This is a genomic window from Enterococcus sp. DIV1283b, assembly GCF_051710965.1.
Taxonomy (GTDB): Bacteria; Bacillota; Bacilli; order Lactobacillales; family Enterococcaceae; genus Enterococcus_B; species Enterococcus_B lactis.
On record NZ_JBIOLR010000001.1, the window covers coordinates 121,618 to 139,783 of the forward strand.

The following is an 18,166-nucleotide window of genomic DNA, read 5'->3' on the forward strand; positions in this document are numbered from 1 at the left end:
AGTGAGGGAAAGCTTTGTATTTGAAACGAATTGAAATAGCCGGTTTTAAATCATTTGCAGACAAGACAGTCATTGATTTTGAAAACAGCGTCACAGCAGTGGTTGGGCCAAATGGCAGCGGAAAAAGCAATATTACAGAAGCTATCCGCTGGGTATTAGGAGAACAATCTGCTAAAAGTTTGCGAGGCGGAAAAATGCCGGATATCATCTTTGCCGGTTCCGATACCCGTAAGCAGCTGAATATTGCAGAAGTCACAGTGATTTTAGACAATAGTGATCATTATCTGCCATTGGAGTACAATGAGATCAGTGTAACCCGCCGTTATCGACGGACTGGGGAAAGCGAGTTTTTCATCAATAAACAAAGCTGCAGATTAAAAGATATCCAAGAATTATTCTTAGATTCTGGATTAGGAAAAGAATCGTTCTCAATCATTTCTCAAGGAAAAGTAGAAGCGATTTTCAGTAGTAAACCGGAAGACCGTCGTGGGATCTTTGAAGAAGCAGCTGGTGTGTTGAAATACAAACAGCGGAAAAAGAAAGCAGAACAAAAGCTTTTTGAAACAGAAGACAACCTCAGCCGCGTCCAAGACATCATCCATGAATTGGAAGAACAGTTAACTCCTTTGGCCGCCCAGAGTGAGGCAGCAAAGGAGTTTTTACGGCTAAAAGAAACACTGACTCAAACCGATGTTTCTTTGATGGTTGCTGAAATCAAGACAGCAAAAAAAGATTGGGACAACAAACAAGCACAGCTTGCGAAATTCAATCTAGAATTAGGCAAACTATCTGAGTCGATCCAAGAACAAGAATCCATTTTGGCGAAGCAGCGTAAAGAAAATGCGCAAGCCGATCGTCTGATCGAAAAAAATCAGCAAGTATTATTAGATCTTTCGGAAAAACTGAAGCAGACAGAAGGACAAAAAGATGTTTTGCAGGAGCGGACAAAGCATACACAAAAAAGCTCGCAAGAATATCAAACTTCATTAGCAGAAGCACAAAAAAAGGTTAAACATTTTGAAAAGCTTCAAGAAAGCTTGATGAAAGAAGCAGCAGAAAAAGAAACAGAGATCCAAAAAGCTGAAGCAAATCTCATAAAAACACAGCAAGAATTAGAAAAATACCAAAAATCAACGAAAGAATTATTGGCAGAACTAAGAGATCAATATGTTGATTTGATGCAAGAACAAGCAGCTGTAGGAAACGAACTGAAGTATCTGGAACGTCAATATGTACAAGAAACAGCAAAAAGCAAGCAGACGTTAGCCAAGCAATCGGAAGTAGAGGCATCAGTAGATCGATTGATCTTACAAAAAGAAGAATTGACACAAAAGCAGGCGCAGCTAAAATCATCTTTAACTGAAACAAAAGAGAAGTTAGAAATGATCCAACGAAACGTGAAAAAGTTCCAAGAAGCATTAGCAAAAGAACAGCCTAAAATGTATCAATTGATGAATCAAGTCCAGCAGCTGCGTGCTCGTCAGAAAAGCCTTCAAGAGATCCAAGAAAACTATTTTGGCTTTTACCAAGGCGTTCGATTGGTCTTGCAGCATAAACAGCAGCTTTCCGGTATTGTCGGAGCAGTGGCTGAACTGATCGACGTCCCAGCAGATTTCACGTTAGCCATCGAAACAGCTTTAGGTGGAGCAGCTCAACATGTCATCGTTGAAAATGAAAAAGATGCTCGGCAAGCCATCACGTATTTGAAACAGCAAAGAGGAGGAAGAGCAACATTCCTTCCGCTGACGACAATCAAACCAAGACAGTTACCAGCTCATATATTGACACAAGCAGCAGCTATAGAAGGGTTTATAGGGATTGCCAGTGAACAAGTTGCTTATCCTGATCAAATTCAAACAGTGGTTCAAAACCTGTTAGGAACGATCCTTTTAGCAAAAGACTTAACTAGTGCTAATGCGATCGCGCAAACGATCCGCTATCAATACCGAGTGGTTTCCTTAGAAGGTGACGTGATGAATGCCGGAGGATCCATGACAGGTGGAGCGAACAAACGAGGAAACCAAGGCAGTTTGTTTGTACAAAACCAAGAATTGAAACAGTTGACTAGTGAATTCGAAGAAGCAGATAAACAACTTCAAGTGCAAGAAAAGAAAGTTCAGGAGCTGCAACAAGAAACAGCTCGTTTAGCCGAAGAACAAGAAGTTTTGCGTACACGAGGCGAACAATTACGTTTTGAAGAACAAGAAGCGACAAATCAGTTGCAAAACATCATAAACGAACTTGAACGTTTTGAAAAAGAAAAGCAAATCTCAACTTTTGAGACACGTGAGCTGCAGCAGTTTATCGAAGATTACGAAAAACAAACGAACGAGTTGAAAGACAAACAAACAGATCTTGAAACGCAACGCCAACAAATCGACGAAGAGATCAAATCTTTAAGTCAAGAAAGTGACCAGATGGAAGCCAGAAGAGCACAAGTGCAAAGTCAAAAAGCACAAGAACAAGCAGATCTTGCTGTCTTGAAAGAGCAGTTTAATCATCTGCAGATCCAGCTCCGCGGTGCCCGAGTCCAAAAAGCAGAGGCAATCGAACGTCAAGAAGCGATAGAAAAACAGTTGGCGACATTGACAGCAGACTTTTCTGATCATGAAGTCACAGAAGAAAGTTTGGAAAAACAAATTAACGAATTATCTGCTCAGCGAGAAACATTGAAAGCCGAGTTGGCAAAAGCCAAAGAGCAGCGAGATAGAAGGCAAAGGGAGATCGATGAGCTTGAAGCAGTCTTGGCAGAGCGTAATCGTGAGCAAAAAGCACGACTGTCGGAACAATCCAAATTAGAAGTCCAAAAAGACCGAGCTGAAATGATTTTAGATAATCATTTGACCTATCTGCAGTCAGAATATCAGCTGACATTTGAGAAAGCTTCCCAAGACTATCAAGAAACAACCGATATCGAAGACAGTAGAACAAAGGTTGCCTCCTTAAAAGAACAGATTGAAAAACTGGGACCAGTAAACTTAAATTCAATCGAACAATACGAACAAGTCAGTGAAAGACATACATTCTTAGCGACACAGCGAGATGATCTGTTAGCAGCGAAAAACCAGTTGTTTGAAACGATGGATGAGATGGATGACGAAGTGCGGACAAGATTCAAAGAAGTATTTGAAGCTATCCGTCAAGAATTCAAAATTGTCTTTCCAAATATGTTTGGCGGCGGTAAAGCTGAATTAGTATTGACAGAACCAACTGATCTGCTGAAAACAGGTATTGGGATTGAAGTACAACCTCCTGGCAAGAAACTGCAAAGTTTAAGTTTGCTTTCCGGAGGAGAACGAGCACTTACAGCCATTGCGCTGCTCTTTTCTATTATCCGTGTCTGTCCTGTTCCGTTTTGCATCTTAGATGAGGTAGAAGCAGCGTTAGATGAAGCAAATGTGAAACGTTTTGGTCGTTACTTAAGCGACTTCCAAGATGACACACAATTTATCGTAGTCACACACCGCAAAGGAACGATGGTCGCAGCAGATGTACTGTACGGAGTGACAATGCAGGAATCCGGTGTATCAAAAATCGTTTCTGTACGGATGGAAGATATCAATGAAGAGGCGAAAATCAACGAAACGAAAGTGTAGGAACGAAAATGATCAAATTAGTAGCAATTGATTTGGACGGTACATTATTAAATGAACAAAAGCTAATTTCAGATGAGAATAAACAAGCATTAGCACAAGCAAAACAGCAAGGGGTCAAGATCGTTCTATGTACAGGACGCCCCTTAGCTGCGATGGCGCATTATCTGCAAGAATTAGGGCTGGTAGATGAGGGTGACTATAGCATCACTTTCAACGGCGGTTTGGTACAAAAAAACGATACTAGTGAAATCATGGAAAAGAAAGTGATGGAAGTATCAGATATCCAACGCTTATACAAATTGGCTCAGCAATTGGATCTGCCACTAGATGTTTTGTCTGACAATGTGGTTTTACAGCTGCCTAGTGCCCCAAGAAAGCAATCCTTGTACAATGTGTTGAATAAGCTGCTGCAATTCCAACCAGCGGATATAAGCGATATTACAGATGAATTTGTGCTTAATAAGGCAGTAATCGCTTATGACCAAGAAGAATTAGATCCTAAAATCAAAGAAATACCAGCAGAATTCCATGAAATGTATGAGATCATCAAAACGAGAAGTATGCTTTTGGAATTTATGCCAAAAGGTGTCACAAAAGCTTATGGTATTTCTTTATTGGCAAAAGATCTTGGTTTGAAACAAGAAGAAATCATGGCAATCGGTGATGAAGAAAATGATTTACCGATGATCCAATACGCTGGTCTAGGCGTAGCGATGGAGAATGCTGTGCCTTTCGTCAAAGAAGCAGCAGATTTCGTGACAGCCAGCAATGAAGAAAATGGCGTAGCCAAAGTGATCCAAAAATTTGTATTAGAGTAGGGGGAGTCAAATGGGATTTTTTGATAAAATCAAGCGTGCTTTTACTGGCGAAGAGAAAACGGAAGAAGTTGAAGTACAGGAGAAGTACGACAAGGGTTTAGAAAAGACGCGTAAAACATTTGGTGAACGGATGAATGAGCTGTTTGCCAATTTTCGAACAGTCGATGAAGACTTTTTTGAAGAATTAGAAGAAACACTTATCGGGGCAGATGTAGGTTTTGAAACAGCGATACGAATTACCGAAGCGTTGCGTCAAGAAGTGAAACTCAGAAATGCGAAAAAATCGGCAGAAGTCCAAAATGCAATCATCGAGAAACTTGTGGATCTCTATGAAGCGGAAGGAATCAATGAAGTAAATGAACTAAATATCCAAGAAGACGGACTAACAGTTATTTTGTTTGTCGGCGTCAATGGTGTAGGGAAAACAACAAGTATTGGTAAACTTGCCCATCAGTTCAAAAACGAAGGTAAAAAAGTATTAATGGCAGCAGCAGATACCTTCCGTGCTGGAGCGATCGACCAATTAGTTGTCTGGGGCGAACGCGCTGGTGTTGAAGTTGTTCGTGGCAATGCAGGCGGCGATCCAGCAGCTGTCGTATTCGATGCTTTGGAAAGAGCAAAGACAGAGCAGGCAGATGTTTTACTAGTTGATACTGCAGGCCGACTGCAAAATAAAGTGAACTTGATGAACGAATTAGAAAAAATAAAACGAGTAATCCAGCGGGAATTACCAGAAGCACCCCAAGAAACACTACTTGTATTAGATGCAACAACCGGTCAAAACGCGATGGTTCAAGCAAAACAATTCAAAGAAACAACAGATGTGACCGGTCTTGTTTTGACAAAATTAGATGGTACAGCAAAAGGCGGTATCGTACTTGCTATCCGTAATGAATTGCATTTACCAGTGAAATTGGTCGGGTTGGGTGAAGGAATCGATGACTTGGAGCCGTTTGATCCAAACGATTTTGTCGTTGGATTATTCAAAGGATTACTAAAAGAAGAATAACCCATGTCTAAAAAGCAGGAGCTGTGACAAAAGTTGCAGCTCCTTGTTTGAATGATTGTTTTTAACATAGCTGTGTTTTTGATGCCTTCATTTTTATACTTATTTGTAAGCGATTCTCAAACAATTTCGTTCTTTTTCTTAGACTTTTTGATTATAATTAGATTCATATGAATTGGAGGTCACTTAATGATGAATTTTAAGCAATTATTATTGCATGACAATGCGCGCCCTTTTATCGACCAAGCTCGATTTGGTATAGAACGGGAAGGACAGCGGGTTGATCTTGCAGGAAATCTAGCAAAAACCGATCATCCAGCAATTTTTGGCGATCGATCCTATCACCCCTATATCCAAACAGATTTTAGCGAAACACAAACAGAGATGATCACCCCTGTTACCGATTCTATTCCCGAATTATTTCAGTATCTGGCTGCTGTTTATGATGTGACTGCTCGTTCTATACCGAAAGAAGAGATGATCTGGCCATTAAGTATGCCACCTGCCTTACCGGAAAAAGACGAAGAAATCATTATTGCAAAATTAAAAAATTTCGAAGATGTCTTGTATCGACGTTATTTAGCAAAAGAATATGGGAAGCGAAAACAAATGGTAAGCGGCATCCATTTCAATTTTGAATTTGGTGACGAATTGTTAAGAACATTGTTCAGCCATCAGGAAGAATTTCAGGATTTTTCTGAATTCAAAACAGAACTTTATTTGAAAACAGCGAGAAATTTTTTACGTTATCGCTGGATGATCACTTATTTATTTGGTGCTTCACCGATGAGTGAGAAAAACTATTTTATAAATGAATCGCACCCGCAAGAACCTGTTCGCAGTATTCGAAACAGTGCGCTAGGCTACACGAATCATCCAAATGTGAAAGTTTCCTATGCTTCCATGAAACAGTATTTAGCAGATATTGAGCGAATGATCGAAGAAGGGAAACTTTCAGAGGAGAAAGAATTTTATACACCGCTTCGTTTCCGAGGCGGAAAAAAAGTCGCAGATTTAGCAACAACAGGCGTTCGTTATATTGAATTGCGGAATATCGATCTGAACCCTTACGCAAGGCTGGGAATCAATCCGGAACAAGTTCGTTTCTTACAATTATTCCTGATGTATATGCTATGGACAGAAGAAAAAGAAGACAGTGACCAATGGGTGGCAGAAGGTACAACTCGAAATAACAAAGTAGCACTAGAACAACCATCAGATCAAACAGAATTTCATCAAGAAGGTAGAGAAATCCTTGAAGGGATGAAGCAAATGCTGGTTGAATTGGATTGGTTGGATTCTCTTTATTTAGTGGAGGAAGCATTGATTCAAATGGATCATCCCGAACAAACATTAGCAGCGAAACTCTATCAAGAAGCACAGCTATCGAGTCAGCAAGAAGTTGCTGTGGCATTGGGGCATCAATATTATAAAGAAAGTCATGAACGTCCCTATCAGTTGGCTGGTTTTCGCGAAATGGAACTTTCTACTCAGATATTTATGTTCGATGCTATCCAAAAAGGTGTCCAAGTCAAAGTATTAGATGAGTCGGATCAATTTTTGCGTCTGCAATTCCAAGACCATGTAGAATATGTGAAAAATGCAAACATGACAAGTAAGGACAGCTATATCGTTCCACTTATCATGGAAAACAAAACAGTAACGAAAAAAGTTTTAAAAGAAGCTGGGTTCCGAGTGCCAGGTGGTGCAGAATTTTCATCCATGGAAGAAGCCGTAAAAGCTTATCCAAGATTTGCCGATCAGGCCTTTGTGATCAAACCTAAGTCCACAAATTACGGGTTGGGTATCACGATTTTCAAGGAAGGGGCTGATCTGGAGGATTATCAAGCAGGATTGGCGATTGCTTTTCGTGAAGACAGCTCGGTTTTAGTAGAAGAATTTATGCCGGGAACGGAATATCGTTTCTTTGTAATCGATGGAGAAATCCAAGCCATCATGTTGCGAGTCCCTGCTAATGTTATTGGTGACGGTATCCGAACAGTGAAAGAACTTGTTGAAGAAAAAAATAGTGACCCGTTGCGTGGAACGAATCATCGTGCACCGTTGGAATTGATCCAATTAGGCGAATTAGAACAATTGATGTTGAAAGAACAAGGGTTAACGATCGAATCAGTTCCCCAAGCCAATCAAATTGTTTATCTAAGGGAGAACTCAAATATCAGTACGGGTGGTGATTCGATCGATATGACTGATGAATTTTCTGAAGCTTACAAAAAAATCGCCGTTTCTGCGGTAGAAGCACTAGGAGCTAAAATCAGTGGTATTGATTTGATCATACCAGATAAAGAAATCGATCCTACAACCGATAAAAAAGCATACGGGATCATCGAAGCAAATTTCAATCCAGCGATGCATATGCATGTTTATCCTTTTGCAGGAAAAGGCAGAAGATTGACGATGAATGTATTGAAATTGTTATATCCTGAAGTATTTTAAACGAAAAAGCTTTTGACAGATTGTCCTATTTGATGTCAATCTGTTCAAAAGCTTTTTTGCATGTAAAAATTTATGTGTTTTTTCGTTTTAAAATAAACGATCCCAGAAGCTTTTTTTCTTTTTTGGTTTTTCTTTTTCAGCTGGCGAAGAGTTTTCTTCTGGGTATTTTTTTTCGATATCGATCACAGGTTCATTTACTGCTTCTTTTGCTGTTAAGAGCAATCCGAATTCCTCAGGATTTGCAGTGACGTAATCGTTGACTACAGTAAATCGGCTATTGTTTTTCGTTGCTAGCTGGATATATTGGTTTTGGACAGAAAGGGGTAGAGCCCCATTCAAGAGTATGGAAGCATCTGGATGTTTTTTGAGTTCTTTTAAAAAGTTTTCTTTGTTTTTCGGTTGGATCATTTCAGCAACAGTCATACTAAGATAGCAACGTTCCCTGAATGTCCCTAAATATTTATGCTGTTCTTCAGGGTTCACTAAAGGTGTACCATAAAGTCCCTTATCCAAATGGCTTTTTACATCATCTTGTGCCATAAAAAATACCCTCCTTCTTCTCTTTGTCTTTCTTACGATTATAGCATATTCCCAATAATACCTAAAACATATGAAAAAGCGGTTGCTTTTGTTCAACGATTCACTTAAAATAAGAATGAAAATCATTCTCAATTAGAAAGGTGGATTGGATGCGCTACGGACGACTAGTAGCATTATTAGTTATTTTAAGTAGTATTTCATTGTTCATTGGAGTATCGAATGTACAATTGTCAGAATTGCTCCAGTTAAATGGACAAAGTTTACAAATCTTGCTAGCGACTCGTTTGCCGCGAACGATTTGTTTGATCCTTGTGGGAGCGACTAGTAGCATTTGTGGGTTGATCATGCAACATTTGACCCAAAATAAATTTGTTTCACCTACGACTGCGGGCACGATGGATAGTGCGCGTTTAGGTATTTTAGTGGCCATGATTTTCCTACCTGGTGCATCCTTGATTGTCCGATCCTTGACTGCATTTTGCTTTGCTTTCGCAGGAACATTGCTTTTTTTATCCCTTACGCGATTGTTCCCCCAGAAAAATCAATTGATGCTTCCGTTGATTGGGGTCATGTTAGGGAATATCATTGGTTCAGTTGCTACTTTTTTTGCTTATCAATTCCAGTTGGTACAAAATATGACTTCGTGGCTTCAAGGGAATTTTGCGACTGTGATACGAGGAAATTATGAGTTACTGTATGCTGTTGTTCCGTTGCTACTCTTGGTTTGGCTATTTGCTTACCGATTTACGATCATTGGTCTGGGCGAATCGTTTGCAGTAAATTTGGGAATAGATTACCAGAAGATGCAGTTTTTAGGTATTGGCTTGGTTTCATTGGCTAGTGCAGTCATGTTGATCATGGTGGGCAGCATTCCTTTTATCGGAGTGATCATTCCGAATCTTGTCTCTAGAATATATGGAGATCAAGTGCACAAAACAATTGGCATAACTGCTTTAGCAGGTAGTTTGTTCTTAGTATTTTGCGATCTTGTCGCTCGTGTGTTGATTTTTCCTTATGAAATACCAGTCAGTGTGATCGTTGGAATCATCGGTGGGGCTATCTTCCTTTATCTTCTGATAAGGGGGCGACGATATGCTTAAAAAAAAGCCGTCTATTTTTATTGGTATGCTTGTTCTTGTTCTATTTGTTACAGGAGTGTACTTGACGATCCATACATATGGAAACTGGCATTTTGCGTGGGCATTGAGGAGTAAGAAAATTTTTGCATTTATCCTTGTCTCGCTAGCTGTCAGCAGTGCTACGATCAGCTTTCAGACAATTACGCATAACCAGTTTTTGACTCCTTCAGTATTGGGACTTGAGTCGTTATATGTCCTTGTCCAAACGGTCCTTTTCTTCTTTATCGGAGGAGTGACGATGCTTCAGCAGACAGGTACAGGTTTTTTCTTATTGAACGTTGGGCTGATGGTTGGGTTGAGTCTGTTGTTATTTTTCTTTCTTTTGAAAAAAATGAAAGCGAATCTTTTTTTGTTACTGATGTCAGGGATGATTTTAGGTACGCTTTTTGGTAGTGTCAGTACCTTTTTACAAGTTATCATGGATCCGAATGAATATGATTTGCTTCAAGGGAGATTATTTGCAAGTTTTGGCAATATCCAAAGTCAGTATCTTTTGCCTGCTTCTTTGATCATTATCGGCTGCTGGTTCCTGTTATTTCGATATCGACATGTGCTAGACGTTTTCCATCTTGGGAATGAACAAGCTGTAAACCTTGGAATAGACACAGATCGATTTGAATTTTTTATTTTGTGTTGTGTCAGTCTTCTGACAGGAACATCAACGGCTCTTGTGGGACCAGTTACTTTTTTAGGGTTTATTGTCGCAAATGTCAGTTACCGTGTATTTTCTACTTATCGTCATGGTCAGCTATTTATCGGAAGTTTTCTGGTAGCTATGCTGTTTCTGACAGGCGGACAGCTCGCAGTAGAGCAGATTTTCGGCTGGAATACAACAGTGAGTGTCGTCGTTGAATTTGTCGGAGGAATTTATTTTGTCACAAAATTGATTCGCGAAAGGAAGAGTATCCTATGATCGATTTACAAAAGGTCAATAAACTGTACCATGGAAAATCAGTGGTCAAAGATGTACAGTTAACGATTCCTGAAAAGAAGTTGACTGCTTTTATCGGTCCAAATGGTGCTGGAAAGTCAACTGTGTTGTCGATGATTAGTCGTTTGATACCAAAAGATACAGGTGAAATCTATTTAGACCATAACGAAGTAAAGGCTTGGAAATCCAATGAATTAGCCAAAAAATTATCGATCTTGCGACAATCGAATGAAATAAATGTCCAAATCACCGTAAAAGAATTAGTAGAATTTGGACGATTTCCTTATACGAAAGGAAAATTGACGACAAAAGATCAAAAAATCGTTCAGGAATCACTGGAACACCTCGGGTTAGAAGAAATAGCAGATCAATCGATTGACACTCTTTCAGGAGGTCAACTCCAACGTGCGTATATTGCAATGGTACTAGCGCAAGACACGGATTATATTTTACTGGATGAACCTTTGAACAATCTAGATATGAATTTTGCTGTTCAAATCATGCAGATTTTAAAAAAGTTAGTACAAGAAATTGGGAAAACAATTGTTATCGTTCTTCATGATATCAACTTTGCTGCAAGTTATGCAGACGAGATCGTTGCAATGAAAGAGGGGCAGTTATTTACGCAAGGAACGACCCAAGAAATGATAAAAAAAGATGTATTGGATGAATTGTACGAAATGGACATACGGATTTGTGAGATTGAAGGCCGCAGATTCTGTCTTTATTTCTAAAACTAACATTAGGAGAGAAGAGATGAAAAAATTAGTAGTAGGTATCTTGATTCTAGCATCATTTGGTTTAGCAGCATGTGGAAATAGTAACAACACCAGTCAGGCAGATACAAAGAAAAGCAGTACGCAAGCTGAAACAGCATTAACGATAAAAGACAGTAATGGCGATCAAATCGAGGTGCCAAAGAATCCTAAAAAAGTCGTCGTATTCGACAATGGTTCTTTAGATACGATGGATGCTCTTGGTGTTGGAGATAAGGTAGTTGGAGCAGCTACGAGCAGCCTTCCTGAGTATCTTTCCTCCTATAAAAAAGTGGAATCAGCAGGTGGGATCAAAGAACCAGACTTAGAAAAAATCAATCAGCTTCAGCCAGATCTGATCATCATTTCTGGCCGACAAAGAGATTTTCAAAAAGATCTAAGTCAAATCGCTCCGACTATTTTCCTTTCTTTAGATGCGAAAAAGCCATGGGAATCTTTCCAGCAAAATGTCACTACTTTAGGGGAGATCTTTGGCAAGCAAGAAGAAGCCAAAACGCAATTAGAGGAATTATCCAATGCAGTCGATCAGACGAAAAAGAAAGCAGAAGCGTCTGATAAAAAAGCACTAGTCACACTTGTGAATGAAGGGCAATTATCAGCCTATGGATCAGGTTCTAGATTTGGGTTCATCCATGATTTATTTGGCTTTGAACAAGCGGATGATCAAATCGAAGCATCCACTCACGGTCAAAGTGTTTCTTATGAATATGTGCTAGAAAAAAATCCGGATATCTTATTTGTGGTAGACCGAACAAAAGCTATTGGTGGAGACGACAGCAAAGATGATATTTCTGCCAATGAACTGGTAGCACAAACGAATGCTGGTAAAAATCAGCAGATCATCTCCCTTGAACCAGATGTTTGGTATTTAAGCGGGGGCGGTTTAGAGTCAATGAAACTGATGATCGAAGATGTGGATCAAGCATTTAAGTAGAATCAAAAATAATCGAAAAAATTGAACCGACCTCTAAAAGTTAGATTTTCTAGCTAACTTTTAGAGGTCGGTTTTTATGTGTTTGGGAAATCTTTTTTCTTTAATACTTAGGTTAAAGTGCTGATTTCACAACCTTTATTCACGCATGTGTCTCAGCAAGCGGCTGATAGTTGATGATCTGCATTTTTCGATAAAAATCGGCGGGAAGCTTACTCCAACGTTTCAATAATTGATAGAAATAACTTTCTTCTGCTTTGATCTTATACTCGCTTAATATCAATCCAAAACTATTCGTTTGTTTTGCAGCTAATTTTTTATAGATATCCAATGCTTTTGTTTTATCTTCATTGACAAAAAGTGTTTTTACTTCAATATAAGAACCCTCGATGTTTTGTGTTTCTTCGATAAAATAGATACTTTTTATATATTCTTTCATAGTGATTCCTCCAAAGAAGTCTTTTTATTTGATAAGTTTACTTTACCGAAGAGTTGTTAATAATCCGTGAACAAAAAGTTATTCTTTTTCCAATAGTTATTAAGGGATGTTTATTTTTTAGAATATATTTTGTTATTTAAGGAATGGATAAGGTTGGACAAATAACAGGTTGCTTTTTGGAGCCTGCTTCGCTATAGTAGAGAAAAAATAACGAAAGAAGCGGATTTAGATGGGAGAAGAAATTAAAACAGACCTTGTACTGGCAGAAAATCAATGGATAGAAACAGAACGACTTATTTTACGACCCGTCACTTTAGCAGATACAGAGGATGTATATGAATATGCAAGTGATGAGGTAACGACACGGTTCCTCTTTCCCGCAAACCAATCATTAGCAGAAACAAGAGCAAATATTGCTACATCCTTTATAAAGGATCCTTTAGGAAAATATGGTATAGAACTAAAAAAATCAGGTAAACTGATCGGAACGACAGATATCCGTGTGAATGACCACAATGGGACTGCCGAAATCGGCTATGCGCTCAATTCTGCCTATTGGGGAAATGGCTATATGCCTGAAGCTACCGCTGCTTTGTTGAAACTAGGTTTCGAACAATTAGATCTTGTAAGGATCTTTGCTACCCATGACGTGAGAAATTCCAATTCGGGACGGGTAATGGAGAAGTTACATATGAAAAAAGAAGGATTGATCTCAGATGCTGAGCGAAGAAATGGTGAAGTGGTTTCTTTAGTGATAAGAGGAATCACAAGATCCGAATGGTTGGCTCTCCAACAAACAGAAAACAGCTAAAACCAGACAAATTAGTTGCATCTGATGAATAAAGTGATTATTCTATGACGTGAGGTGATACAGATGAAATTAGAAGTGACAAAAGAAGCACAAGAAGTATTGAAAAATAAATTAGAAGCAGATGATCAACTTTTATTAGATATCGAAAACGGCGACGGTCCATTTGCAGAAAGCCAAGTCAGTTGCCAATTAGACACGGCATTTCGATTGATCATTGTTAAAAAAGATACACAAACAGATCTAAGTCTTTATTCTGTTGTGGCTGATACACCAGTTGGACCAATCAAAATCAAAGACAGTGCAATACTTTACATGGATGATCCATCAACACTTGCTTTAGAACCAACTTATAATAGTTTACAATTAAAAGGACCAAGCGGCTTGAGAAAAGGCAACTTGCAAGTTGTTCGAAAAGACTAGAGGGATAAAATGGGAAAATTGGCGATCATCAGCGACTTACATGTGGACATCAATAAATTCGGCGAATCAGAGCTGATACAGCTTTGGCAAGTTTTGCAAAAGCACAAGATCACTCGGCTTCATCTAGCCGGAGATACGGCCAATAAAGTAGATCGTTGCCTAGCTGTTGTCGAATTTTTCGTCAATAAAGGATTATCTACGACATTTCATTTCGGCAATCACGAGTTGGCAGATGTGCCCAATGAACAGATGATGGACCATTTTCCAGACCCACATTTTTTAAATGAACGGTATATTGCTTTAAATGAGCAGACCGTTCTTTTAGGGATGAATGGCTGGTACGACTATCAGTTTTCCGAATTGAAAGATTACGATGCAATCGTACGAATGAAACGTTTGTATTGGTATGATCGGTTCATCCAGCGTGGGAAAACAGATCTCGAGGTCAATGCAGAAATGCTTGCAGCTGCAAAAAAATTGCTAGACCAGTTGGAAGCAAAAAAGCTTGAGGTCATCTTATCCACTCATTTCGTTCCTAAACGAGCATTTATCGTGTATCAATCTGCTCCTTATGAGCGTTGGAACAAATTAAATGCGTTTTTAGGATCAGAATCATTCGGAAAATTACTAGACCATTACTCAAATATCAAACAAGTAGTTTTTGGTCATACGCATCGGCGGTTCGAAGATCAGTTGATCCATGGAGCAATTTATAGTTGTCGACCATTCGGTTATTATTATGAATGGCAACTGACTCGTGATTTTGTTTTGAAAGAACAGTTGTTAGACAGCTATGATCCTATGAAATTACGTGTACTCTTGCGTGCCCATCACCCAGCTTTTCAGGCCTATCAAACACAACATTTGCAAGAGGAATTTGAACAAGCGATGACGATCATTTCGTATTGAGACAGCATTAGCGATGTGTAAAAGAAAATCCCTGTCAAATATAAGGATAAGTAAGAGCAGTAGATCCATTTATCGTGGATCTGCTGCTTTTTTGCTGTGGAGAATAGTCAGCGAATGTTTATTTGATCAATCGATTCATAACATAGGGAGTACTAGATGCAAGCGTTTATTCTTTTTTTATCTGATACTGTCAAAAAATAATATAATATGTATTTTTTATTTACTTATAATAACTATTGATTGCAGTCTTGACAGTCAAGTCATATTTTGATGGATGGAGGTGTGAGACGTACAAATGATTTTAAAGACTATGACAGCTATAGTTCTAATTTCAATTGCATCAAGCGGCAATAGAAAAATAAGAATCAAAACGGACTGATAATCATCTAACAACTAATCGACATATATGAGCAGACACGGGACGATATTCTTCTCTCTCATAAGTTCCGTAAAGCAAACATATGCTATGGATCGATTGTATATTTATTAAAAAAAGAAAGAGGAATGGCAATGATGAAAAAAGAAACTATATTAGTAGCAACGATGTTATTCAGTATGGCAGTAAGTACGACTTTTGTTTCTGCAGCTGAAGTATACCCAAAGGAATATAACACAGACGGAACGATCACATTTGAAGCAGGAGATGAGGGAATAACTCCTCCAGTTGATCCGGAAGATCCTGATCCCAACGTCCCTGTCGATCCAGTAGACCCTCCAAGTCCTGGAACAGGAGGAGCATTATCGATTGATTATGGATCAAAATTCAAATTTGGGACTCAAAAAATTTCTACTGCAGATAAAACGTATTATGCATCTGCTGATGAAATGACTGATGGTTCTAAAAAACCGACATATGTCCAAGTGACAGATAAAAGAGGAACACTATCTGGGTGGAAATTAAGTGTAGCCCAACCAGAACAATTTAAAACTGCCAGTGGGGACGAACTAGTTGGAGCACAGCTGAAGTTTACGAAAGGACAGGCTGTTTCTTTGGTTGATCCAACATATACGCCTGAAACGGTCAATTCTGAATTAACGCTGACACCAGGAGGAAATAATACGTTAGCAATCAATGCTAAATCAGGAACAGGTGTGGGGACTTGGGTCTATCGTTTTGGTGCGAATGAAAATGAAAATAAAGATGCGGTACAGCTTTCGGTACCTGGTACATCTGTCAAGTTAGCGCAACAATATTCTACTAAATTAGTTTGGACATTAGAAGATACACCTAATAACTAGTTTACTTGCAAGAACAGTTCATCTGGGAATTCAACGATCAGGAGGAAAAGATATAGTGAAAAAGAGAAGGATCGCGCTCATTTTAAGCAGTCTATTAGCGACTAATATCTTTCCGATTATAGGGTATTCTTTGGAATCGAATCAGTTGGTGAATGATAATAGAAGAGTCGAAGAAAGTAAAGAGGCTTCGACACTCGATCGTTTAACAGAATCCAGCCAGATCCAAGAAAGCAGTGAGAATTCAAGTACTACTGACAGTAAAGAGACCACTGACAAAGAAGAATCTGAAGAGTTAATCAAACAGCCATTGGAGAATGCCCCGACCTATCGAGTGGGGCTGCCTAATGATCCCAATATTATTTCTATTGATAAGATTTTTCAACAACCCATCGGTACCAGCACGTCCATATTGGAAAACGGGAAGCTATTGCAATTGAATCCAGCAGAGAGGTCTCAAAGAGGAGCTATTTGGTCAAACAATAAAATCGATTTACGCTCAGATTTTACATTTAAATGTTATTTATATTTAGGAAATCAACGAGATAAAGCGGGAGATGGTATGACTTTTACATTGACTGGTGATTCTAGAATGGCTAATGATCCCAGTCAAGTTATTGGTTCTCCAGGTATGGGAATTGGTTCTTATTCGACTCGATCAGGACAGCCTTATGTCGCAAATGCACTCTCGATTGAGTTCGACACATATAAAAATAGTGGCTCTTCTGATCGAATGGATCGTGAAATAACTGCCGATAATAAGGGACATGGACATGTCGCCTTTGTCACTCCTAAACCAAATAACAACAATTATTCCGGAGAGCATACTGGCGTAACAGTAGCACCTACCTTTCTCTCTGATGGTACATGGCGTACATTAATCATTCAATGGGACGCGTCTCAAAGAAGTCTCACCTATGATCTGGAAGGTGTCGGTCGCTCTTCTCATATTGTACCTGATCTCATCAGTCAATTCGGTTCTACAGAAGTAAATTGGGGATTTACTTCTTCAACAGGTACATTTTTTCAAGAAAACGCTATCGCGATGACGCAACTTCCATCTAATGTGTCATCAACAGCTGATGTAAAAGTCAATGATAGTGATTATGGGGCCATCGCTGAAGTTGAAAGAAACGATAAGATAACTATCAGAAATACATTGAAAGTTACTGGGAATTTTCTTGAAGATAAGAAATTGGAGACTAGTATAGACCTACCACAAGAATTAAATATTCCTGAGCGTATCTTGATCAACGGAAATCAAGTTGATGCCAAAGATATCCTGATAACAGGAAACCGAGTCACACTCAATCTAGGAGATTATTTTGTTCTTGGAGATACATTGATTATTGAGTTGGAAACAGACTTGCGAGAAGTCATTCCCGAAAAGGTACTCACTATGCACTTTGAATATCTTGAGAATGCAAAGTTAATTGAGCAGTCAAATGATATAAGTCTGACGATTGCGAAGCTGAAGGAAATAGATGTCCATGTTTATTATAAAGAGAAAGAGAGTCAAAATGATCTCGCAGAAATGAAAACAATCACTGGAAAAATCGGAGAGAGTTATAAAGAAATTCCTATTGATATTGAGGGATATGTTTTTGACTCTGATTCAGCGAATACAGAAGGTGTCTTTTCCGAAAATACAGCAGATATCTATTTTTATTACAGAAAAGGAAAGCTTTATCTTTCAGCGGCTCCTCAGTATGTTGATTTTGGGCAACATAAAATATCCAGTAAACCATTAAGTGTATTTGGGCAGTTCTCAGGTGGATTGAAAATCATGGATGAACGGGCTTCTGGAGGTTGGGCATTACAATTGAAACAAGAAAAAGTTCTTACAAATGGAACGTTTGAACTCCCGGAAGCTCTTTCGTTTGTTACTTCTGAAGAGACAACGGTTATAGGGGCATCTGCTGTTACGATTTTCGAAAGTGACCAAAAAGGCGAAAGTGATTTGTCTGCTATTTTAGATTCTACATCTCAACATGGAATCAGAATAGATATTCCTGTAGAAAATCAAAGGATTGGAACATTTGAGGGGAAACTATCCTGGATTCTTGCAGATGTTCCAGAAAATTAATAAAAAGAGAAGATGAGGACAAAAGCATGGTTCACCAAGAACAACAGGAACCATAAATACTTATTTTCTGC

At 38.8% G+C, this 18,166-nt stretch carries 15 protein-coding genes; 13 read left to right on the forward strand and 2 right to left on the reverse strand.

Annotated features, from left to right (window positions below; translation table 11 throughout):
* The first annotated feature begins 14 nt into the window (after positions 1-14).
* The 4 genes from smc (at position 15) to gshAB (ending at position 7,877) form a co-directional block, all read left to right on the forward strand.
* The gene (gene smc, locus IGJ53_RS00630; protein WP_438749317.1) at positions 15-3,596 is read left to right on the forward strand and encodes a chromosome segregation protein SMC; all 3,582 of its coding nucleotides are present in this window, start codon (positions 15-17) and stop codon (positions 3,594-3,596) included.
* A gap of 8 nt (positions 3,597-3,604) precedes the next feature.
* Positions 3,605-4,414 carry a Cof-type HAD-IIB family hydrolase gene (locus IGJ53_RS00635; RefSeq protein ID WP_010731730.1) on the forward strand — a complete coding sequence of 270 codons (810 nt, stop codon included), beginning with the start codon at positions 3,605-3,607 and terminating at the stop codon, positions 4,412-4,414.
* A 10-nt stretch (positions 4,415-4,424) separates the two neighbouring features.
* Positions 4,425-5,423 (forward strand): signal recognition particle-docking protein FtsY, encoded by a 999-nt coding sequence (gene ftsY, locus IGJ53_RS00640; protein WP_002287900.1) that lies wholly within the window; start codon positions 4,425-4,427, stop codon positions 5,421-5,423.
* Between the two features lie 186 nt (positions 5,424-5,609).
* Positions 5,610-7,877 carry a bifunctional glutamate--cysteine ligase GshA/glutathione synthetase GshB gene (gshAB, locus tag IGJ53_RS00645; protein ID WP_259742129.1) on the forward strand — a complete coding sequence of 756 codons (2,268 nt, stop codon included), beginning with the start codon at positions 5,610-5,612 and terminating at the stop codon, positions 7,875-7,877.
* A gap of 87 nt (positions 7,878-7,964) precedes the next feature.
* On the opposite strand, the gene IGJ53_RS00650 is transcribed toward gshAB, so the two are convergent.
* Positions 7,965-8,417, reverse strand: a complete 453-nt coding sequence (locus IGJ53_RS00650; RefSeq protein ID WP_002287902.1) for a YueI family protein — start codon at positions 8,415-8,417, stop codon at positions 7,965-7,967.
* 149 nt (positions 8,418-8,566) lie between these two features.
* Here IGJ53_RS00650 and IGJ53_RS00655 point away from each other — a divergent pair, with 149 nt between their 5' ends.
* The 4 genes from IGJ53_RS00655 to IGJ53_RS00670 are packed head-to-tail and all read left to right on the forward strand — an operon-like array spanning position 8,567 to position 12,197.
* Positions 8,567-9,517, forward strand: coding sequence for an ABC transporter permease (locus IGJ53_RS00655; RefSeq protein WP_259742130.1), 951 nt, complete (start codon positions 8,567-8,569; stop codon positions 9,515-9,517).
* Entirely contained in the window at positions 9,510-10,469 is a 960-nt protein-coding gene (locus IGJ53_RS00660) for an iron chelate uptake ABC transporter family permease subunit (RefSeq protein WP_438749320.1), read from the forward strand. Before IGJ53_RS00655 ends, IGJ53_RS00660 begins: the two co-directional genes overlap by 8 nt.
* Positions 10,466-11,221 carry an iron ABC transporter ATP-binding protein gene (locus IGJ53_RS00665; protein WP_002372520.1) on the forward strand — a complete coding sequence of 252 codons (756 nt, stop codon included), beginning with the start codon at positions 10,466-10,468 and terminating at the stop codon, positions 11,219-11,221. Before IGJ53_RS00660 ends, IGJ53_RS00665 begins: the two co-directional genes overlap by 4 nt.
* Positions 11,222-11,243: 22 nt before the next feature.
* Positions 11,244-12,197 carry a siderophore ABC transporter substrate-binding protein gene (locus IGJ53_RS00670; protein WP_010731734.1) on the forward strand — a complete coding sequence of 318 codons (954 nt, stop codon included), beginning with the start codon at positions 11,244-11,246 and terminating at the stop codon, positions 12,195-12,197.
* 139 nt (positions 12,198-12,336) lie between these two features.
* Here the strand turns inward: IGJ53_RS00670 and IGJ53_RS00675 are convergent, their stop codons facing one another.
* Positions 12,337-12,633, reverse strand: a complete 297-nt coding sequence (locus tag IGJ53_RS00675) for a hypothetical protein (RefSeq protein ID WP_002290488.1) — start codon at positions 12,631-12,633, stop codon at positions 12,337-12,339.
* Positions 12,634-12,862: 229 nt separating this feature from the next.
* Between IGJ53_RS00675 and IGJ53_RS00680 the strand changes: the two genes are divergently transcribed.
* The 5 genes from IGJ53_RS00680 (at position 12,863) to IGJ53_RS00700 (ending at position 18,095) form a co-directional block, all read left to right on the forward strand.
* Positions 12,863-13,444 (forward strand): GNAT family N-acetyltransferase, encoded by a 582-nt coding sequence (locus IGJ53_RS00680; protein ID WP_002312367.1) that lies wholly within the window; start codon positions 12,863-12,865, stop codon positions 13,442-13,444.
* A 63-nt stretch (positions 13,445-13,507) separates the two neighbouring features.
* Positions 13,508-13,864, forward strand: coding sequence for an iron-sulfur cluster biosynthesis family protein (locus tag IGJ53_RS00685; protein WP_002287910.1), 357 nt, complete (start codon positions 13,508-13,510; stop codon positions 13,862-13,864).
* Positions 13,865-13,873: 9 nt separating this feature from the next.
* Positions 13,874-14,773 (forward strand): metallophosphoesterase, encoded by a 900-nt coding sequence (locus tag IGJ53_RS00690; protein WP_010731735.1) that lies wholly within the window; start codon positions 13,874-13,876, stop codon positions 14,771-14,773.
* Between the two features lie 510 nt (positions 14,774-15,283).
* The gene (locus IGJ53_RS00695) at positions 15,284-16,012 is read left to right on the forward strand and encodes a WxL domain-containing protein (RefSeq protein ID WP_010731736.1); all 729 of its coding nucleotides are present in this window, start codon (positions 15,284-15,286) and stop codon (positions 16,010-16,012) included.
* A gap of 55 nt (positions 16,013-16,067) precedes the next feature.
* Positions 16,068-18,095, forward strand: coding sequence for a lectin-like domain-containing protein (locus tag IGJ53_RS00700; protein WP_259742133.1), 2,028 nt, complete (start codon positions 16,068-16,070; stop codon positions 18,093-18,095).
* Positions 18,096-18,166: the final 71 nt, after the last annotated feature.

Bases quoted from the DNA above. Each gene is read 5' to 3' on its own strand.
- IGJ53_RS00635 (WP_010731730.1), top strand. From the start codon at position 3,605: ATGATCAAATTAGTAGCAATTGATTTGGACGGTACATTATTAAATGAA.
- ftsY (WP_002287900.1), top strand. From the start codon at position 4,425: ATGGGATTTTTTGATAAAATCAAGCGTGCTTTTACTGGCGAAGAGAAA.
- gshAB (WP_259742129.1), top strand. From the start codon at position 5,610: ATGATGAATTTTAAGCAATTATTATTGCATGACAATGCGCGCCCTTTT.
- IGJ53_RS00650 (WP_002287902.1), bottom strand. From the start codon at position 8,417: ATGGCACAAGATGATGTAAAAAGCCATTTGGATAAGGGACTTTATGGT.
- IGJ53_RS00655 (WP_259742130.1), top strand. From the start codon at position 8,567: ATGCGCTACGGACGACTAGTAGCATTATTAGTTATTTTAAGTAGTATT.
- IGJ53_RS00660 (WP_438749320.1), top strand. From the start codon at position 9,510: ATGCTTAAAAAAAAGCCGTCTATTTTTATTGGTATGCTTGTTCTTGTT.
- IGJ53_RS00665 (WP_002372520.1), top strand. From the start codon at position 10,466: ATGATCGATTTACAAAAGGTCAATAAACTGTACCATGGAAAATCAGTG.
- IGJ53_RS00670 (WP_010731734.1), top strand. From the start codon at position 11,244: ATGAAAAAATTAGTAGTAGGTATCTTGATTCTAGCATCATTTGGTTTA.
- IGJ53_RS00675 (WP_002290488.1), bottom strand. From the start codon at position 12,633: ATGAAAGAATATATAAAAAGTATCTATTTTATCGAAGAAACACAAAAC.
- IGJ53_RS00680 (WP_002312367.1), top strand. From the start codon at position 12,863: ATGGGAGAAGAAATTAAAACAGACCTTGTACTGGCAGAAAATCAATGG.
- IGJ53_RS00685 (WP_002287910.1), top strand. From the start codon at position 13,508: ATGAAATTAGAAGTGACAAAAGAAGCACAAGAAGTATTGAAAAATAAA.
- IGJ53_RS00690 (WP_010731735.1), top strand. From the start codon at position 13,874: ATGGGAAAATTGGCGATCATCAGCGACTTACATGTGGACATCAATAAA.
- IGJ53_RS00695 (WP_010731736.1), top strand. From the start codon at position 15,284: ATGATGAAAAAAGAAACTATATTAGTAGCAACGATGTTATTCAGTATG.